This window comes from Hymenobacter jeollabukensis (assembly GCF_005771675.1).
In the GTDB taxonomy this organism is placed as follows: Bacteria; Bacteroidota; Bacteroidia; order Cytophagales; family Hymenobacteraceae; genus Solirubrum; species Solirubrum jeollabukense.
The window spans coordinates 293,813-313,183 of sequence record NZ_VAJM01000005.1; the positions used below are offsets into that span (position 1 = coordinate 293,813).

Below are 19,371 nucleotides of genomic sequence, written 5' to 3' on the forward strand. Positions count from 1 at the left end.
CTAAATGTACTGCGGTAGTGTCCAATACCAATAATATTAATGCATTTTTAATAGAGATACGTGGTGGTTAGCGGTGATTTGCAAACGAATAGATGCTTTTTGTATCTAAAAGGAAATAACGGCTTCGCAAACGAATTTGCGCAGAAAAACAACGGCCCGGTCGAGTTTCGACCGGGCCGTTGTTTTTGGCGGAAGCAAGAACGCTGTTAGTACGCGTCGTTCTGAACCAGCTTAGGGTTCCTGGTGATTTCGCTGGATGGGATGGGCAGAATAGCTTTAGTGCTTTTCCAGGGCAGTTCAGGAATGATGTTCGGCGCTGTGCCGTGTGCCGGTACATTTAGCCCATTGCGGAACAAGTCGTACAACCGGTGCCCTTCGAAAGCCAGTTCAAACCGTCGCTCCGTCAAGATAGCGTTGATAAATGCCTCTTTCGTTGTGAAGCTGCTCAGCGTGTAGGCCGGGGCATTGGTGGGCTTGGAACGATTGCGTATATAGTTCAGGTAGCGCAGGGCCGTCGAATCCGTAGCAGGATAGGGGAAGGTTGGAGCATTCTTCACCAGTGCCTCGGCTTGATTCAGTAGGATTTCCGGGTACCGCACAATCGGAATCCAGGCACCCATATTAGCGCCGCCGGGGCTGCCATTGAGGAGTAACTTGGAATACTTGCGCGTCCACCACTGGCTGGAGGTGAATCGTAGCTGATCGAGGCGGCGACGGTCGGTATTGGCAGCCGTCGCGCCGGCAGCGCCGGCCGGTCCCGGCAAAGCGTTCTTATAAGGAGTTACCGAAACGGAAATAGTCGTGCTAGGAGTGTAGTACTGACCGATAGCCGCGTTGGTGTTCGGGTTGTCGTTTTGCGACATGGCAATGAAGAAAATCGACTCCGACGTGAGGTTGGGCGTTCCTTCGGCCGGTACCAGAAAATCCGCGAAAGCCGAGCTGTTGAGCCGGTGTAAGCCTGAGCCGATAATCGGCTCGGCCGTTCGAATGACGTTGCCGTACTCGCCTTTGTAGAGATATACGCGCGACAACAAGCCACGGGCAGCGTCTTTAGTAGCGCGAGCCGCGTTGTCATTGCCACCGCCCGCACTTTGCGTTTCGGGAAGCACAGCAATGGCCTCGGTCAGGTCCTTGATGATCTGCTCATACACCTCTTTGACGGTCGAACGTGGCAATTGCTGCGCCGGTTCGTACGCTTCGGTGCCATCTGGTGCGGTCAGCTGTATCGGAACGCCCAAGTGCGAAGCGTCCGGCGTCGCATTGTAGGGCTGGGCAAACAGATTGACCAGCGTGAAGTGACACAGAGCCCGGATAAACTTGGCTTCCCCAATGTACTGGTTGTACTTGGCTACGTCCAAGCCAGCGCCGTTGCGCTTAGTCAGTTCCCGAATCATGTAGTTCGCCATGTACATGCTACGGTACCCCCCGGCCCATGCCCCCAGTGCACTACCATCGCTAGATGGTATGTTGCTGATGGCTAAGTTATTAAATGCGGGCGATAACTCTACGTCGTCCGAGCGCACATCGGCATACACCAGTGCCCGGCTACCCAGAAACTCCCCGTCCTGAAGCGCATCATACATGCCCACAGCCGCCTTGTCGATACGGGCCGGCGTGGAAAAAACATCGTTAGGGTTGAAGTCCTGCGGAGATTGTTGCTGTAGCAGGTCGCAGCTGGCAGTGGCCGTCAGTAGCAGTCCGAAAGCTGCAGTCCGGCTAGCAGAAGAAAATATGAATTTCATGTGGAAGTTTCAGCCGAGGGGATTAGAAATCAATGTTTACACCAGCCGTGTAGGTGCGCACCTGCGGGTTGGAACGCTGGTCGACGCCATACGCAATGTTGCTGTTGGTGCCGCTGTTGCTACCCTCGTTACCAGCTACGTTGACCTCCGGGTCAGTGCCGCTGTATTTCGTAAACACGTAAGCATTCTGCACCATGACGAACAGATTGGTGCGCGAGGAGCCGATCCGCTGGGTCACGGTGCTTGGCAGCAAATAAGACAATCGTACCTGACGCACGCGTAGGTAGTCACCTTTCTCCATAAAGCGCGTCGAGCTACTCTGATGGATATTGTCACCTACGTACAGGCGTGGCACGTTGGTCACATCGCCCGGTTTCTGCCACCGGTCTTTGATTTCCTCTGAATTGTTGACGGCGCTGTTGGTCAGCAACTGCGAACGAGTGGAGTTATAGAGGTAGTTCCCACCACTGTATTGCAGGAATACCTCAAGTTGTAAGCCCTTGTAAGAGAATGTGTTGTCGAAGCCGCCATTCCATTTCGGAAAGCTTGTCTTGCCCAGCCATACTCCTTCGGTTGCCGTCGTAGCGGGCCGCACTGTCTGCCCATTCACCCGCGACTCCCCGTTTTGAGTCCAGGTTTTCGTCACCGGGCTATACTCGCGTACGTTGTCGTTGGCATCCAACCACTGCGGGTTGCCGTTGTCCGGATTGACGCCCACCCAGCGCAGCAGGTTGTACTCCGTAATGGAGTGGCCTTCGCTAGCAAAATGGTAGGGCACGCCGCTCGGCACATTACCGCCTTCCAGCTTGGTGATGCGGTTTACCAAATAGGTGTAGTTGAACGAGGACGTCCACTTAAAGCCGGAGGGTGTCTCCAGGTTAGTGGTGTTGAGCGTCAACTCCACGCCGCGGTTGTACATTTTACCGACGTTGCGGAAAACGGACCCGTTCGGAATACCAGTGCTGTAGATAGCGGGTACATACAGCAACAGGTTGTCAATGTTGTTGCTGAAATAATCGAAATTGACGCCAATCCGGTCTTTCATGACGGATGCATCAAACCCGACGTCTAGCTTTTTTCCTGTTTCCCAACGCAGGCTGGGGTTGTTCAGCCGGTTGATGGCATAGCCAGCATACGTGCCGTACAGGCCCTGCCCCATCAGGGTCGCAGACTCGTAGGACGAAATACCGGCGCTGTTGCCCACCAAGCCATAACTGGCCTTCAGCTTCAGATCATTGACGAAGCTGATGTTGCTCATAAACGCTTCGCGCGAGATGCGCCAGCCCACCGAAGTACCCGGGAAGAAGCCCCAGCGCCGCTGTTCCCCAAAACGCGAGCTGCCGTCGCGGCGAGCCGTAAACGTAGCGTAATACTTGTCCGAGAAGGCGTAGTTCAGACGACCGAAAATCGACTGCCACGCCGACACATCTTGCGACGTGCCTTGGCTGGAGGCCTGCGAGTCAAAGAGACCAAAGAAGTTGTCTTTGAACTTGGGGTCCGAGATGTTGCTGCCCTGGCTGAATACCAACTGGTACGTTTCCAGGTTCTGCTCGTAGCCCAGGGTGGCGTCAATGTTGTGGTTGTCGCCAAATAGGTGCGAGTAGGCAGCGTAGTTCTGCCAGGTCGTCAGCGTATTGTCAGCTCGGTTCTTCTGTACCAGCCCGTTGTACTGCAGGCCTAGGCCTGCAATGTCGGGGGCACTGTATTGGTACTCGGCGTTATTGAGGTAATCCAAGCCGAATTTGGTCGTCACACTCAGCCCCTTTAGCGGCATGACAGTCAAGTAGGCATTGCCGAGCAGACGCCGTTGCGTGTTGTCGTTGTGGTTCAGGCGCAACGTTGCTACCGGGTGGTAGAGCGCGAAAGGAACGTACGAAAAGAGATTTTCCCCGATTGTTGCCCCAGTCGCGTCTAGCTTTTCCCCGTCATTGTTGGCACCGCTCCCGAGGGTCCGTGTAACGCCGGTAAGGTAATACGAACCGTCAGCGTTGTAGGCCGGCACGTTCGGCAACGAGTTCATTGCCGCGAACGTGGGCGACGCGAAGTAGTTGCTGGTTAGGTTCGACCCGAGTATACCTTGATTATAAGCGTGGTTGAAACTCAGGTTCATCCCCGACTTCACCCACGTCTTGGGCGTCAGCTCCATGTTGATGCGCCCATTGGCCCGGCGCAGTCGGTTGGTAATGATGGTGCCCTTCTGGTCGGAGTAACCTACCGACGCGTAATAGCTACCCTTGTCGTTACCGCTGCTCAGGGCCAGTTGGTAATCCTGCATGAAGCCCTTGTGGTAAATCTGCTTCAGCCAGTCGGTATTGTCCTCTACCCCGTCACCATCCGAGTCGCCATTAATGGCCAACGGTACCGTTTTGCCGGGGTTAGCGTTGAAATACTTCTCGTTGGTGATGTCACGGAACTCCGTCGCGTCGAGCAGCTTGGGCAGCTTGGTCGGCTCCATATAGCCCACCGTCGCGTTTACGGTCAGTTTGGCCTGACCGTTTTTACCCTTCTTGGTCGTAATCAGGACAACGCCATTGGTGGCCCGCGAACCGTAAATGGCCGCCGCCGAAGCATCCTTCAGCACGGTCATCGATTCAATATCGTTCGGGTTGATGTCGGCCAGGGGATTGTAGCGCAGACCCGAAGTCATCACGTTCATGTTGCCGAATTCCGTCATCGGCACCCCATCAACCACAAACAACGGCTGGGAACTGCCGTTGATGGAGTTAATGCCACGGATGCGCACCGTTACAGCGTCGCCAAGTGTACCGCTGGTGTTGGTAATCTGTACCCCGGCAATGCGGCCTGCCAGCGCCTGGTCGGCGCTCTGGATCGGCTGCGACGTGAGTTTCGACTGGTCCAGCTTCGCAAACGAACCCGTAATGTCCTTTACATCCTGCGACCCGCCGTAGCCCGTCACGACCACTTCACTGGTCATCTTCGTGTCGGTGGCGAGGCCAATGTTGAGCGTTGTTTCATTGCCCACGGAACGCTCAATCGTCTGGTACCCCACCGAACTGATGCGGATGTTCTTGCTGCCAGCCGGAAGGTCAAGAACGTAGGAGCCATCGGCGTTGGTAGAAACGCCGACCGTTGTGCCGGGTACCACAATGGTTACCCCGGGAATTCCTTCGCCGGTGTTGCGGTCAGTGACACGCCCGGAAATACTCCGGGTTTGGGCATTTGCTTGGTGCACAACGGCCGCCAAGGGTATGAGGCCCAGTAAAAGTTTGTTCATGCGGTGAAAAAAAGGATGATGGGTGTGTGAGGAGGTTTAGGCTTGGGGTGGTTGAGGACGTCAGAAATAGCGGTAACAAGATGAGCAGATAACCAGCCAAAGGCTGAATTAGAGACCTGGGTAAGTAATAGGCGTGCTAATATAAAGAGTTCACGCTCAACGGGCCTGCCGTAATTCGATGAGTTGCGTGAATTCTCTTGCCCACGCGCGCGCTGTGCCGCTGGCATATAGCTGTTCGGCGCATGACTCTGAGGTAATTAAGCCCGTCAGATTTGCACGGAACTGATTTGGAAGGACTGGATTTGAATCGTAGTCGCTTCGGATAGCGTTGACGTGCGTTTGCTTCCCGCCCCGGTATTGCTATGCAAATCAGGAGTCCTCACAAACTGTATCGGTACGATACACCTGCAAGTCAGAAACTCTTCACTCGTCTCTGTGAGCCTAGCAGTTTCCTCTGGCGGCTACCTCAAACAACGGCCGGTTTGTGCGCCGGCCTATCGAGCACCGCCTCATGTTGCTTCTGAGTGTAGTGGGGCCAAGCGCAAGCTGTAGATATGCGGCACACGCGTCCTTTTGAAATGCTCTGCTCACCGTCATACCGCGCTTAGCCCGGCGTCAGAGCGGCATCAGCTTCGCAAGCGCGTGCCGGTTACGCTTACAAACTCACCGAGTGAACTCGCATGAACCGAACGCATTACACAAACTCTAATGCGAATCCATTTTAGCCTGAATCAATTGCTGCCTGCTTCAGCGTATTCTACCCTACCCATTCGAATTGGCTGGCGCACAGCACCCAATCGCTCTGGATTGGTCAACTAGATGTGGAAAGTCACTTCCTAAATCCTAAACAAAGTATTGAACCCCATTGGGACAGTGGGCCGCCCGCGCAAACGGAGTGGGATAATACCATGGGAAGCAAAGCCTACAGCGTGAATGCGCGCTAGCGCGCGGCGGAACAAGTGACGCGGTCAGTCAGGGAACCAAATCATGTAAACAATAAAGTAACAAGGGGGTGTGGCTTGCGTCGACTGCACTCACTATAATCAGCAAAGGGTCTCCTGCACACATTCATAGTCGTTTTTCTATTCATTGGTGCATGGACAAGGCCTCGAAACAACTGGCTCAATACGGTAGGCGGCATGGCAACGCCTACCTAGCCCTGCCATTCAGGAGAAACTCATCACTGAACTGTTTAACAAACACATTCTGCTCGCCAAAGGGGATGTCAAGCGGGCCTTGCTGTCGTAATTGCTGTTGCTGGTCATAACAACAGCGCTGCCCCGCTAGCCTTTGTAAGATACTCGGAAAGCAGAAGAGTACTGTCAAAAGGTTTCAGGTGATGCTACGCCTCTTCGTTGCGTAACAGGGTGTTGAACCAGCATCCATTGAAAATATACCTCAGCAACCACCGAACCGATTAGGTAGATTACTTGGATAAGTACATTTATTAACAAGATGATTTTGATATTTTATGCCTGCCACTGATTAGAGTTGATGATAGCATAGACGAGAGATTCTGTCTCCTGAATGAGGTATTTACTTGATCAGTAATATAGTACCTCAGGTCAAAGCTCGACTAGAGAAGGCAAAGGAGAAAAGGTAGCAGAATTGAGATATAGTAGCTTGTTTTTTGAGGTTATTACATCTATAAGGCGTTTTTAGCCCGAATCGATTTATAGAGCGAATACAAACTTTGATTATATTTGGCGACACTCATTCACCATCACTCACCTTCTTCAAATGAGAAAACTTCTAGCGGCGTCGCTGCTCATGGCACCCTTGGTGGTGCACGAAGCAGCCGCGCAGAACAGATCTGTTTCAGGCCGCGTCGTAGATGCGGCTAACGGCCAAGGGCTGCCGGGTGTCACTGTTATTGTAAAAGGCACTACGATAGGTACCTCTACTAATGCGGAAGGCTCCTTTACGCTGGATGTACCCGCATCAGCTACGTTATCATTCAGCTCTATTGGCTTCCGAACGGTTGAACGGGTAGTTGGTAACAGCAGCGTTATGGATGTCACCCTGGGCGCCGACACCAAGCAGCTTAGTGAAATTGTGGTTACGGCTGTCGGCATCGAGCGCCAGGAAAAGGCGCTGGCTTATTCGACGGACGTCATCAGCTCCCGCTCGTTGACCCAAGGCAGAGACACGAACCCCATTGCAGCCCTGCAGGGTAAAGTAGCTGGCGTAAACATCGGCAAGTCGAGCGGCGGCGTAAACAGCTCGACCCGCATCACGCTGCGTGGTACGCGTTCGTTCCAGGGTGAGAACCAGCCGCTGTTCGTAGTGGACGGTATTATCATCGACAACACCAGCATTCAGCCCTCGACCGGCTCTACTAACCAAGTAGACGTAGGTAACCGTGTTGGCGACATCAACCCGGACGACATCGAGTCGATTACGGTGCTGAAAGGCCCGTCGGCTGCTGCTCTGTACGGGTCGGCTGGTGGCAACGGCGCTATCATCATCACGACCAAAACCGGTCGGGATGCTGCGGCCCAGGGCCGTAAGGCTGCTGTTACATTCAACTCCTCGTTTACCGCTGAAACAGTCCTAAAACTGCCAGATTTCCAGAACGAGTTCGGTTCGGGCTACGATTTGGAGACCTACGTTCCGTTCGAAAACACCAACTACGGCCCCCGCTTCGACGGCAAACCCGTGCAGTTGGGTCCACCCGCCATCGACGGCAGTGTACAGACGATTCCATATTCGGCAGTGCGCGACAACGTGAAGAACTTCTTCAACACGGGTACGACCTTCCAGAACTCGGTAGCACTGCAGGGGGGCAACGAAAAGGCTAATTACTACCTCTCGTTCTCGGACGCTACCCAGAAGGGTATCATCCCGGACGACAAGTTCCGCCGCAACACACTCAAGCTGACGGCTGGCTCGCAGCTCACCCAGAAGCTGTCGGCTACCACGAGCATCAGCTATAACCACAACAAAACGGACGTTACCTTCCAGGGTAGCGGCAACGGTTCGGTATTGAACAACGTGCTGAATACGTCCCGTCAAGTAGATCTGGAGAACTACAAAGACTTTATTAACAACAAGTTCGCCACCCTGGATGGCTGGTTCTCGGGCTACTACGACAACCCTTACCGTAGCATTGCCGACAACCGCTACGTCAGCAACTTGGACCGCGTGCTGGGTAATGCTACCTTGAATTACGCTCCGCTGGACTGGTTGAGCTTCACCTACCGTGCGGGTGCCGATATTTCGTTTGACCGTCGGAAGGAGCGTAATGCTATCCGCACCTACACGTCGCGGCGCTGGCCCAACGACGGTAGTGACTATGCTGGTCAGGCCATCGACCGTCCGGCAAATAACCCTGGTCGTCTGGCGGAAACAGATATTTTCATTTCCAACATCACCACTGACCTGCTTGCTACCGTCAAGCGTGACGTTACGCCGGACATCAATGTGACGTTCATTGCCGGTGGTAACATCTTCGCCCGGACGATCCAGCAGACGTCGCAGACGGCTAATGCTCTTTCGATTCCCGGCTACTACAACTTGGCCAACCGAGTAGGGGAAATTACGCCTTCTGACGACGTAAACCGTCGTCGCCGCGTAGGCATTTACGGTGACTTGACGCTGGGATTCCGGAACTATCTGTTCTTGAACGCCACGGCGCGGAACGACTGGAGCTCTACGCTGTCGCCTGATGCCCGTTCTTACTTCTATCCTTCGGTAGGTCTGAGCTATGTCTTTACGGAGTCGATTGCCCCGCTCAAAGACAACAAGATCCTGACTTATGGTAAAATCCGCGCCAGCTACGCTAAAGTAGGTAATGACGCTACTGCGTACCAGCTGATAAATACCTTCCCGGCTGCTACGGGTTTCCCCTACGGCTCGCTGCCCTCGTTTACGGTCAGCAACCTGTCGCGTAACCCCAATCTGAAACCGGAGCAGGTAAAAACCTACGAAGCTGGTCTGGAATTCGGCTTGCTGAATGACCGGATCGGTGGCGAGGTTACGTACTACAAAACGACGTCTTCTGACCTAATTACGCAAATCTCTGTACCGTACTCTACGGGCTTCACTCAGGCCGTATTGAACGTGGGTAAGGTAGAGAACAAAGGCCTTGAGTCATCGCTGCGATTTACGCCGGTACGGACGAGCAGCGGCCTGCGCATTGACGTCGGAGCTAACTTCTCGTTTATCGACAGCAAAGTACTCGAACTCTTCCCGAACGTAAGCCAGCTTGATCTCGGTAGCGGCGACCCGGTTCCCTCGGCTATCGTAGGGCAGCCCTTCCCGGTGCTGAAAGGTTCGGCCTACTTGCGTGACCCCCAAGGCCGCATTGTAGTTGATGCCAGCGGCTATCCGCGCAAAGACCCGACTCTGCAGATTCTGGGCCGGGTTAACCCCAAATACATCATCGGCGGTAACCTAACGGTTGCATATAAAGGTGTACGTCTAGCCGCTGTTGTGGACGCTCGTAAAGGTGCTGTGCTCTGGTCGGGTACGCGCAGCACGCTGGCATTCACCGGCTCTTCGCTGGAAACGGCTTCCAACGGCCGCGAATCCTTCGTAATTCCGAATACGGTGGTGCAAAACTCCGACGGTTCGTACTCGCCTAACACTAAGGCCGTGGCCGATGGTGGTTTCGAATACTGGTATAACCGTACCCACGGCGTAATTCAGGAAAGCAATATCATCAAAGCAGATTACCTGAAGCTGCGTGAGGTATCGTTGACCTACGATCTGCCAAAAGCCCTGCTGGAGAAGTCGCCGTTCGGCCGCGCTTCGATCGGTTTCTCGGGTCGTAACCTGCTGTTGTTTGTACCCAGCGACAACAAGTTCATCGATCCGGAAGCTAGCCTGTTCGGTACGAACAACTCCCAAGGTCGTGAGTACAACAACATCCCGTCTACGCGCTCTTACGGGGCTAATCTGAGCGTGACGTTCTAAAAAAGTGCAGAATGTGGAAACGCACTGGAATACAACGTGTGTTTCCCCAATACTGCAGGAAAAACAGATCAGACCATACAATGAACATACCTTTCAAAAAAGCTGCGTTACTCGGCGGGGCCATCCTGGCGCTGGGTTCCTGCGATGATTTTCTGGACGTAAACCAGAATCCCAATGACCCGACGGAGGTTCCTTCCTCGTTCGCTCTGCCGAACGCTATTAACCGCCCGGCAGTAGTATCTGGCAACACCTTGAACGTGCTGGGTAACCTCTGGGTCGGCAACTGGGCTCAGGCGGGTGATTATCTGTTTTATCTGCCCGAGCAACAATACAACCTTACCCCGCTGACCTACGAATCAGTTTGGACGGAGATGTATGCGGGTAGCCTGCCGGACTTGGCTTACATTGAGCGGCAAGCTCGGGCGAGCGGTGACAAGAACACCTTGGCTATTGCCCGCATTATGCAGGCGTACGATTACCAGATTCTGGTCGATGCCTTCGGCGACGTGCCATTTGGCGAATCGCTGCAAGGCACCTCGAATCTGACGCCCAATTATGAAAAAGCGGAAGTTATCTATGATAACCTCATCACGATGCTAAACGAGGGGTTGGCTTCGATTGATGTGAATGCCACTAACCCGGGTACCAATGATATCCTATTCAAGGGGGACATGGCTAAGTGGCGCCGCTTTGCTAACACTTTGAAGCTGCGCGTATACCTGCGTCAGGCCCAGGCTCGACCGACAGTAGCTCAGCAAGGCATTCAAGCAATGGCCACGGCTGGCGCTACCTTCTTAGGTGCTAACGAAAATGCAGCAGTAAACCCGGGCTACCTAAACACTTCGGGCAAGCAGAACCCGTTGTACGCTTTGTTCTACAACACAGCTGGTGCCGAAACCAGCAACCGTAAGGCTACCCGTGCCAACACTTTGGGCTTGGATTACCTGAAGGCTACCAACGACACGTTGCGTCTGAAGCGTATTTATTCTGTGGTTTCGGGCCGTAACGCCAACTCGTACCGCAACTACCAGGGGCTGTACAGCGGTGCTCCATCGAGCAACCCGATTTACAACTCCACTCGTCTCTCGGCTCCGGGCGCGTCAGTGGTTGATGCACCGACCAATAACGGCTTTGCTAAGCCGGTTTATCTGATGCTGGCTTCGGAGTCGTTCTTCCTACAAGCGGAAGCTGCCCAGCGCGGCTGGCTGACGGGTGCTTCGGCCCAGACGCAGTACGAAAATGGCATCAAGGAATCGTTCCGCTTTTTAGGCTTCACCGACGCGCAGGCGCAGACCTACTACGCCCAAACGACGGCCGCTACTACCGTAGCTGACCTAACTGCTCCAAACGGTGCTACGTTTGATCCCAAAGCAATTGCGCCCAACTGGACTGCTGCTCAGGATAAGATAGAGGCCATCATCACGCAGAAATGGATTGCTAACAATGGCTTCAATGGTTTTGAAGCTTGGTCGGAATTCCGTCGCACGGGCTTCCCGAAAGGCAACTACATTTCGCTAAATGCTACGCAGCAGCAGTTCCCCGTGCGTATCCCGTATCCGCAGAATGAACTGTCCAACAACCCTAACACGCCTAAGGGTGTGACTATCTTCACCCCGAAAATTTTCTGGGACGTGAACTAGTACCGTTGTTGTTGAAATAAAAAAGGCCACCGATTTCGGTGGCCTTTTTTATTTCAACAACAACGGTACTAGTTCACGTCAACTCGCCTTAATTCTCCATCAACCAAGCCTTGATATACTCATCCAGGTCGCCGTCGAGCACGTTTTGCACGTCGGTGCGCTCTACGCCGGTGCGGATGTCTTTTATGAGCTTGTAGGGGTGAAGCACGTAGTTGCGGATCTGCGAACCGAAATCGATACGCTTCTTGCCCGCTTCCACCTCGGCGCGCGCCGCGTTGCGTTTGTCCATTTCGATCTGGTACAGGCGCGACTTGAGCATGCGCAGGGCGTGCTCCTTGTTCATCAGCTGGCTGCGCTCAATCTGCACGGCGATGATGATGCCGGAAGGGGCGTGGGTCAGACGTACGGCGGTTTCCACCTTGTTCACGTTCTGCCCACCAGCGCCGCCGGCCCGGAACGTGTCCCAGCTGATGTCGGCGGGGTTGATGGTGATGTTGATGCTGTCATCGACCACCGGGTAGGCAAATACCGACGCAAAGGAAGTGTGGCGCCGGCCGCTGCTATCGAAGGGCGAAATGCGCACGAGGCGGTGCACGCCGATTTCACTCTTGAGGTAGCCGTAGGCAAACTGCCCGTCGATTTCCAGCGTGGCCGACTTGATGCCGGCGCCTTCGCCCGGCTGGTAGTTGACCTCGCGCACCGTGAAGCCGTGCTTTTCGCCCCACATGATGTACATGCGCATGAGCATCTCGGCCCAGTCCTGGCTTTCGGTGCCGCCCGCGCCGGGGTTGATTTCGACGATGGCCGACAGCTGGTCCTCCTCGTTGGAGAGCATGCGCTTGAACTCCAACTGCTCGACTACCTGAAGGGCTTTGTCGTACTCGGCGCGCATTTCGGCCTCGTCCACGTCGCCTTCCTTGTAGAAGTCGAAGAGCACGTCGAGGTCGTCGAGGGTCTTTTCGGCGGCTTCATAGTCGTCGGTCCACACCTTGATGCCTTTCAGCTCCTTCAGGGTGGCCTCGGCCTTTTTGGAGTCGTCCCAGAAGCTGGCCGACTGGCTTTGCTGTTCCAGGCTGGTTACCTGGGCTTTGCGGTTATCGTAGTCAAAGGTACCTCCTCAAGGCCTCCACACGGCCTCTCAGGTCTTTCACTTGCTCTGCAGTCATAGGATTCTGCTTGGAAAGGGTAGCGGGGTGAGAGAAACGGGCCCAACTGCGGCCCGGGCTGCCGACGTGGCAGCAGAATGCGGGCAAAGGTAGCCCCATAAACAGCGCCGCCCGCTGCCAGCCAAGAAATGGCCAGCAACGGGCGGTTGCTTGGTAGTGGTAGATGCCTACACGCGCACCATCCAGCTGTGCGGGTCGGCCGCCTGGCCCAGGCGGATGGCATCCAGCGCCTTGCTCACGCGGCGCGCAAACGACGCGTCAGTCAGAGCCGGCAGTTCATAGTCTGTGCCCTCGAAGCCGATGACGCTGATGGGCGCGATGGTAGCGGCCGTGCCCACGCCGAAAGCCTCCTGCAGGGTGCCGTTCTGGGCGGCTTCCACGATTTCGTGGACCGATACTTTGCGCTCTTCCACCGTCATTCCCCAGTCGCGGGCCAGTTGCAGCACGCTCTTGCGGGTGATGCCGTCGAGGATGGACGAGCTGGTGGCAGGGGTTATAATACAGCCATCGATGACGAAAATGGCGTTCATGGTGCCCGATTCCTCCACGTAGCGGTGCTCGGAAGCGTCGGTCCAGATCAGCTGGTTGTAGCCGTCCTGCTGGGCCAGCTTGGTGGGGTACATGGCCGCGCCGTAGTTGCCGGCGTTTTTGGCGTAGCCCGCCCCACCTTCGGCCGAGCGCACGTACTTCTCCTCGAAGCGCACTCGGATGGGCTTGCTGTAGAAGGGGCTCGACGGCGAGGTGATGATGATGAAGCGGTAGGTTTCGGAAGGACGCACGCCGAGCAGGCCGTCGGTGGCGAACATGAAGGGGCGGATGTAGAGCGAGCAGCCGTCCTGCGAGGGCACCCACTCCGCGTCGAGGCGTACGAGCTGCAGCAGACCCTGCATAAATAGCTCCTCCGGAATTTCGGGCATGCACATGCGCACGGCCGAGAGGTTCAGGCGGCGGCAGTTGTCGAGCGGACGGAACAGCTGCACCTCGCCCGAGGCGGTGCGGTAGGCTTTCATGCCTTCGAAAATGGACTGGCCGTAGTGCAGCGCCGAGTTGGCGGGGCTTACCGTCATGTCGCCGAAAGGCACAATCTGGGGCTCCTGCCACTCACCGTTGGTATAATCGACGACGAACATGTGGTCGGCGAAGGTCTTGCCAAATTCGATGTTGGCCGGGTCAAGCTCACCCAGGCGCGAGGCCGGGGTGCGCTGCGTGCGAATCGTCAGCGTATCAAGCATGAAAGTGGGGAGGGAAAGAGGGGAATGCAGAAAAAAGGGTCGGGTGCGAACGGGGCGAGTAGCGGAAGCTACGCTTTTTGGCGGGGTTGCCAGGTAACTTCTTCGGCGCCGAGGGCGTGGGCCATCCAGCGTGCCAGTACAAACAGATAATCGGAAAGCCGGTTCAAATACTGGATGACTAAGTCGGCCACGAAGGAGTCTTCGCGCAGGGCAATAGCCAGGCGCTCGGCGCGGCGGCACACGCAGCGGGCCACGTGCGCGTGCGACACGGCCGGGTGCCCACCGGGCAGGATAAAGTGACGCAATTCGGGCAGCACTTCGTTAAGGCGGTCCATTTCCTGCTCCAGCTCCAGCACGTCTGAATCCAGCAGATCGGGCAGCTGCATGCGGGAGCGTTCGGGGTCGGAGGCCAGGGTGGCGCCGATGGTGAACAGGCGGTCCTGCACGTGCTTGAGCAGGGCGCGGTGGGGGAGGTTCACCTCCTGGTCGCGCACCAGGCCCACCCAGGAATTCAGCTCATCGACGGTGCCGTAGGCTTCGATACGCAGGCTGGACTTGGGCACGCGCGTGCCGCCGATCAGCGAAGTGAGGCCTTGGTCGCCGGTGCGGGTGTAAATCTTCACGGAAACGGGGCAGAAGCGGGTAAACGAAAAGACAAACGGCCGTTCGTAAGAAGCCGTTTTACCGAAAGTTACGGGAAAAGAAATGCCCCGGCTACTGACCGGGGCAGGTTCTTGATAGCCAACGGGCTACTAAATGGGATGCCGGGCCTACGAGTGCACGACCTCCTTGTGGGCGCGCACGTCGTGGTTGGGCTGGTCGGTTTCGATTTCGCCGTCGCGCAGGCGCACGATGCGGTGGGCGTAGCGGGCAATGTCTTCTTCGTGGGTCACCATGATGATGGTGTTGCCGCGGGCGTACAGGGCCTCAAACAGCTCCATGATTTCGTAGCTGGTCTTGGAGTCGAGGGCGCCGGTGGGTTCGTCGGCCAGCAGCACGCTGGGGTTGTTGACGAGGGCCCGGGCAATGGCCACGCGCTGGCGCTGCCCGCCCGACAGCTCGTTGGGCTTGTGCTTGGAGCGGTCGTGCAGGCCCACGGAGCGCAAGGATTCCATGGCCCGCTCTTCGCGCTCCGACTTGGAGTAGCCGGCGTAGATGAGCGGCAGAGCGACGTTGTCGAGGGCCGTGGCGCGCGGCAGCAGGTTGAACGTCTGGAAGACGAAGCCGATTTCGCGGTTACGCACGTCGGCGAGCTGATTGTCGGTCATGCGGCTCACGTCCTTGCCGTTCAGAATATACTGACCGGTGGTGGGCGTGTCGAGGCAACCGACGATGTTCATCAGCGTGGATTTGCCGGAGCCCGAAGGGCCCATGAAGGCCACGTACTCGCCCCGCTTGATGCTGATGGTGACGGAGCGCAGGGCGTGGATTTCCTCGGTGCCCATCCGGTACACCTTGGAAATGTTGGAGGTTTGGATTACAGGCGGCAGCATGTGGGTTGGGGTTAGTTCCAAGGTGCTGCGGCGGCCTGGTGGATGACGCGCCGTTTTTCGTATTGGCTACGAAATATAGAATATTCCGGAGATGAAAGCAACATGGAAAGCTTATACTGTGCATCGGCCGCGTATTCGTCCAAACCCGCGTCCGCAGCGGCCAGAACGAAGGTTTTCAGCAGGGGCACCGATTCTGGATTGTAGGAGAGGGCGCGCCGGGTCAGCTCGTAGGCGGTGAGTGGGTCCTGATTTTGGGTGAAAAACGCGGCGGCCTGCACCGTGCCGGCTTCGTCGAAGGGGTCGGCCTGGGCCAGGCGCTGGTACTGCGCGGCGGCGGCCTTCGAGTCCTTTTGGGCCAGTTGGGCTGCGGTAGCATATTCCCGGGTCAGCGGGCGGGCCTGCGTCGTGGGGGGCGGTACGGCGCCGCGGAGCAGGCGCTGCAGGCCCGGCGCGGCCTGCGGATGAACCCTGGCCGCGCGGGTAGCCAGCTGCTGCGCCGAATCGGGGCGGCCGGCCCAGTACCAGGCATAGGCGGCGGGCAGGGCAGCGTCGGCATTGCCCGCCTGCTCGGCCCGCGAAAGACGGGTGGCCGCGGCCGAAAACAGGCCGCGCTCCAGCAAATAGGTGCCGAGCACCTGCTGATAGTAGCCCTCGGAAGTGCCGGTGGCCAGGGCTTCGAGCTGGTCGAAACCGGCGGCGGGGCGGGTGGCGCGCAGCTGCAGCAGGCCGCGCAGGAAGGCCAGCTGGTCGTGGAAATTCTCGTTGCTACGCAGCTGCTGGAGCTGCGTCACCAGCGGCAGCAGGGTGGTGTCGCGGCGGGCGGCCTGGGCCAGGCCGGTGTGGTAGAGCTGGGCAAACTGTGCCACCGTCAGCGCGGAGTCGACGGCGGGGCGGGTGGCGGCTACGGGCTGGAAGCGGCCCTGCAGCAGCTGCAGCAGCGCGGCGTTGTTTTGCCAGGCGGGCCAGGTGGGCTGCGCGGCTTCGGCCGCCGACTCGCTGGCGGCCTTGAGCTGGCCGTTTTTCAGCAGGAAGGCCAGCCAGTTGGTGCGGGCCACGGGGTTGTCGGCATCGGCGGCGAGGCTGCGGCGCAGGTAATACTGCACCGAGTCGGTGAGGGCCGAGCGGGTGTAGAGCTGGGCCATTTCGGCGTTGAGCCGGGGGCTGGCCGGCAGCTCGCGCAGGGCCTGCCGCAGAATCTGCTGGTGGTCGAAGAAGTCAGAAGGCTGATCGAAGCGGGCCCCGAGGCGCAGAAACGCCTTCTCGTTCGGCTCGCGCAGCAGCGTGGTGCGCAGGATGTTGATTTCGTTCTGGCGCTGGTCGCGGGCTTGGTAGAGGGCGGCGCGGCCGAAGGCGGCGCGGGCGTTGCGCGGGTCGAGCTGGTCGGCTTCGGCGTAGTAGCGCTCGGCCAGGGCGGCCAGGTAGAAGTTGTCGGGCTGTTGCTCGCTCTGGTAGCGCGTCAGGTCGCCGAGCTGGATGAACTCCCCGCTACGGGCGCGGGTGAGCAGGTCGAAGTCGTTGCGCATGAGCACTGCTACCACGATGCCCGTAGCCAGCAGGTACACCACGAAGAAAGGCACACGGCGCGGGTCGAAGGCCACGCGGTGCACCTGCAGCTTCTGGCGAATCAGCGGGGCGAAGTTCAGCAGCACGTAGAGGAAGAAGGCCGTGCTCAAACCCAGCAAGACCAAGTTCACGGCTTCGCGGCCGGCCTGCAGCAGCGGCTCGTTGGCCGTGGCGGCGGCGTAGCCCACGGCGGCCGTGGCCAGCAGCGTCAGCACCAAATACAGCGGCGCGGCGGCCGACAGGGGCAGCCAGTTTTGGTAGGTGGCGCGGCGGCGCGGCAGGCTCCACCAGCCCACCACGGCCGCCAGTAGCAGCACGAAGTAGGGCTCCAGCTGGATGCCCGGCAGCACGGCCAGCTGCCCGCCGTTCCAGTAATACAGCCCCAGAATGCCCAGCAGCAGCCCGCTCGACAGCACGAAGGGCAGCAGGCCGAAACGGCCGCTGGGGCTGGCGCCCTGGGTGTTCAGCCAGAGCAGGCCATAAATCAGCTCGATGCCCACCCAGATGCTCAGCAGCATCACCGCCAGGGAGCCGGCGAGGGTGCCATTGGCGGCCAGGTGCAGCACCACGTACGCGGCGGACTGCGGGGCTTGCAGCAGCAAGACCGTGGCCAGACCGGCTACCAACGCCGCAAACAGCAGCAGGCGCCAGCCCAGGCTCACGCCCTCGAAAAAGGCGTGCAGCAGGAAAGCCGGCAGCAGCAGCGCGGCCAGCGTCAGCATCAGGAAATACTGGTGCTGCTCCCCGAATACGCCCAGCGCGTCGAGGTTCAGCGACATCAGCAGGAAAATGACGGGCACGGTGCCCGCCACGAAGGCCGGCCGCGCCTGCTGACTGACCACGGCCAGCCACACCACAAGGCTCAGGGCCAGCACCGCGCACCAGGCCGCCGCAGCGTCGGGCCACAGCAGGGGGCCGGCCACGTCGTAGGTCTGGGTGATGGCGTAGCCGTTGGCCTGCAGGGCGAGGCTGTCGGCACCGGCGGGCAGCCGGGCCACCGTCACGGGCACCGGGGCCAGCTGGGCCACCGTGCCCACAGGCAGGGTGTGGTCGTTGCCGGTGAAGTAGGCAAAGACCGTCAGGCCCAGGGCCAGCAGCAGCAGGGCACCGAGGGCCCAGAGAAGAAAGCGGCCGGCCGTGGGGCCGGCCGGGGAAGGAGCCTGCACGCGCTATTCCAGAACTTTAGGTACGCGGAAGTAGTCGGAGTCCTTGCGGGGGGCGTTTTTCAGGCCCTCGGCGTGGCTCACGGTGTTGCGCGGCTCGTCGGGGCGCATCACGTTCAGCTCGTAGCTCAGGTGCACCAGCGGCTCCACGTTACTGGTGTCGAGGTTGTTGAGCTGGTCGACCCAGTTGAGGATTTCGTTGAGGTCGGCCAGCATTTTCTGCTCGTTGCCCTCATTGAATTCGAGGCGGGAGAGGTGGGCCAGTTGGCGCAGGGTATTCAGATCGGTGCTCACGGAGGGGCAGGAGGTTAGGTTCGCAGGAGAGGAAAAACGGCCAGATCAGGCCTGGGCGGCCGGTTGCGCCTCGGGCCGGGGCTGGGCGCGCAGGGTGCTGGCGGGCGGAATGCCGGCCGCGGCCGGGTCGAATTCGCTGGCAATAATACGCGCCACGCGCTCCTTTAGTGCCGGAATGTCGGCCGCGGTGAGGCCGGTGGTCGGAATGGGCTCGTGAATCACGATGCGCAGCTTGGAAAAGCGCACGCGCAGGCCCTTCACGTCGGGCATGAAGCGGTGGTTGTAGGGCATGGTGACGGGCACCAGCGGCACGCCCGTGGCAATGGCCAGCTGAAACGGCCCGTCCTTGAAGGGCAGTAGCTCCTCGGACGGCTTGGGGGCAATGGCGCCCTCGGGGAAGATGATCAGCGAGCGGCCCGCTTCGAGCGTCTGCCGGGCCTGCACTAGCGAGCGGCCCCGGCTCACGGCGCTGGCGCGGTCGACGGTGATGTAAACGCGCCCGAAAATCGGCCCCCAGAGCGGCGTCTTGGCCAAGGAGCTTTTGCCCATGATGTTCAGGTGGCCCGGAATGGCCTTGAACAGCAGCGGAATGTCGATGTAGGAGCTATGGTTGGGCACGTACAGCACCGGCTGCCCGGCTGGCACGCGCCCGCGGATTTCCACCGACACGGGCACGCCCCACATGCGAATGAAGAGCAGGGACCACCAGCGGTTGAGCGCGTGCAGGTAGCGGTGCCAGCGCGGCTGGCGGGACAGCAGCACCTGCAGGGGGTACGTCACCACGAAGGGAAAGACGAACCAGAACGTTGCCCAAGTAGTGTATAGGCGGTGACCAATAAAACGCAGCAGCCGACGCATACCTACAAAGGTAACAGGTGAGGAATGACAGGTGATAAGTAACAGGTGACAGGTAACACGTAACAAGT

Annotated in this window: 11 protein-coding genes; 2 read left to right on the forward strand and 9 right to left on the reverse strand. The window is 58.2% G+C overall.

Features of this window, described 5'->3' with window-relative positions; genetic code table 11:
- Positions 1 to 206 precede the first annotated feature (206 nt).
- Together FDY95_RS13440 and FDY95_RS13445 are read right to left on the reverse strand one after the other, a co-directional pair.
- On the reverse strand, positions 207 to 1,742 hold the full coding sequence (locus FDY95_RS13440; RefSeq protein ID WP_138078285.1) for a RagB/SusD family nutrient uptake outer membrane protein: 1,536 nt from the start codon (positions 1,740 to 1,742) through the stop codon (positions 207 to 209).
- A 22-nt stretch (positions 1,743 to 1,764) separates the two neighbouring features.
- On the reverse strand, positions 1,765 to 4,977 hold the full coding sequence (locus tag FDY95_RS13445; RefSeq protein WP_138078287.1) for a SusC/RagA family TonB-linked outer membrane protein: 3,213 nt from the start codon (positions 4,975 to 4,977) through the stop codon (positions 1,765 to 1,767).
- A 1,740-nt stretch (positions 4,978 to 6,717) separates the two neighbouring features.
- On the opposite strand from FDY95_RS13445, the gene FDY95_RS13450 reads away from it, so the two are divergent.
- Both FDY95_RS13450 and FDY95_RS13455 read left to right on the forward strand, forming a co-directional pair.
- Positions 6,718 to 9,894: a SusC/RagA family TonB-linked outer membrane protein gene (locus tag FDY95_RS13450; protein ID WP_138078289.1), complete on the forward strand. Its 3,177-nt coding sequence runs from the start codon at positions 6,718 to 6,720 to the stop codon at positions 9,892 to 9,894.
- 80 nt (positions 9,895 to 9,974) lie between these two features.
- On the forward strand, positions 9,975 to 11,534 hold the full coding sequence (locus FDY95_RS13455; RefSeq protein ID WP_171025671.1) for a SusD/RagB family nutrient-binding outer membrane lipoprotein: 1,560 nt from the start codon (positions 9,975 to 9,977) through the stop codon (positions 11,532 to 11,534).
- Positions 11,535 to 11,622: 88 nt separating this feature from the next.
- On the opposite strand, the gene prfB is transcribed toward FDY95_RS13455, so the two are convergent.
- From prfB to FDY95_RS13490, 7 genes are all read right to left on the reverse strand, one after another.
- Positions 11,623 to 12,700, reverse strand: a protein-coding gene (gene prfB / locus FDY95_RS13460; RefSeq protein WP_138078293.1) for a peptide chain release factor 2 whose coding sequence is annotated in 2 segments (ribosomal slippage) — positions 11,623 to 12,648 and positions 12,650 to 12,700 — 1,077 coding nt in all. Because the reading frame shifts where the segments join, the coding sequence is not laid out codon by codon here.
- Between the two features lie 167 nt (positions 12,701 to 12,867).
- Positions 12,868 to 13,932, reverse strand: coding sequence for a branched-chain amino acid aminotransferase (locus tag FDY95_RS13465; RefSeq protein WP_138078295.1), 1,065 nt, complete (start codon positions 13,930 to 13,932; stop codon positions 12,868 to 12,870).
- A gap of 68 nt (positions 13,933 to 14,000) precedes the next feature.
- Positions 14,001 to 14,555: a cob(I)yrinic acid a,c-diamide adenosyltransferase gene (locus tag FDY95_RS13470; RefSeq protein WP_138078297.1), complete on the reverse strand. Its 555-nt coding sequence runs from the start codon at positions 14,553 to 14,555 to the stop codon at positions 14,001 to 14,003.
- A gap of 147 nt (positions 14,556 to 14,702) precedes the next feature.
- Positions 14,703 to 15,425, reverse strand: a complete 723-nt coding sequence (locus FDY95_RS13475) for an ABC transporter ATP-binding protein (RefSeq protein ID WP_138078299.1) — start codon at positions 15,423 to 15,425, stop codon at positions 14,703 to 14,705.
- Positions 15,426 to 15,436: 11 nt separating this feature from the next.
- Entirely contained in the window at positions 15,437 to 18,154 is a 2,718-nt protein-coding gene (locus tag FDY95_RS13480) for a tetratricopeptide repeat protein (RefSeq protein ID WP_138078301.1), read from the reverse strand.
- 3 nt (positions 18,155 to 18,157) lie between these two features.
- Positions 18,158 to 18,445: an Asp-tRNA(Asn)/Glu-tRNA(Gln) amidotransferase subunit GatC gene (gene gatC, locus FDY95_RS13485; protein ID WP_138078303.1), complete on the reverse strand. Its 288-nt coding sequence runs from the start codon at positions 18,443 to 18,445 to the stop codon at positions 18,158 to 18,160.
- Positions 18,446 to 18,490: 45 nt separating this feature from the next.
- Positions 18,491 to 19,303 (reverse strand): lysophospholipid acyltransferase family protein, encoded by an 813-nt coding sequence (locus tag FDY95_RS13490; RefSeq protein WP_138078305.1) that lies wholly within the window; start codon positions 19,301 to 19,303, stop codon positions 18,491 to 18,493.
- Between the last annotated feature and the right edge of the window lie 68 nt (positions 19,304 to 19,371).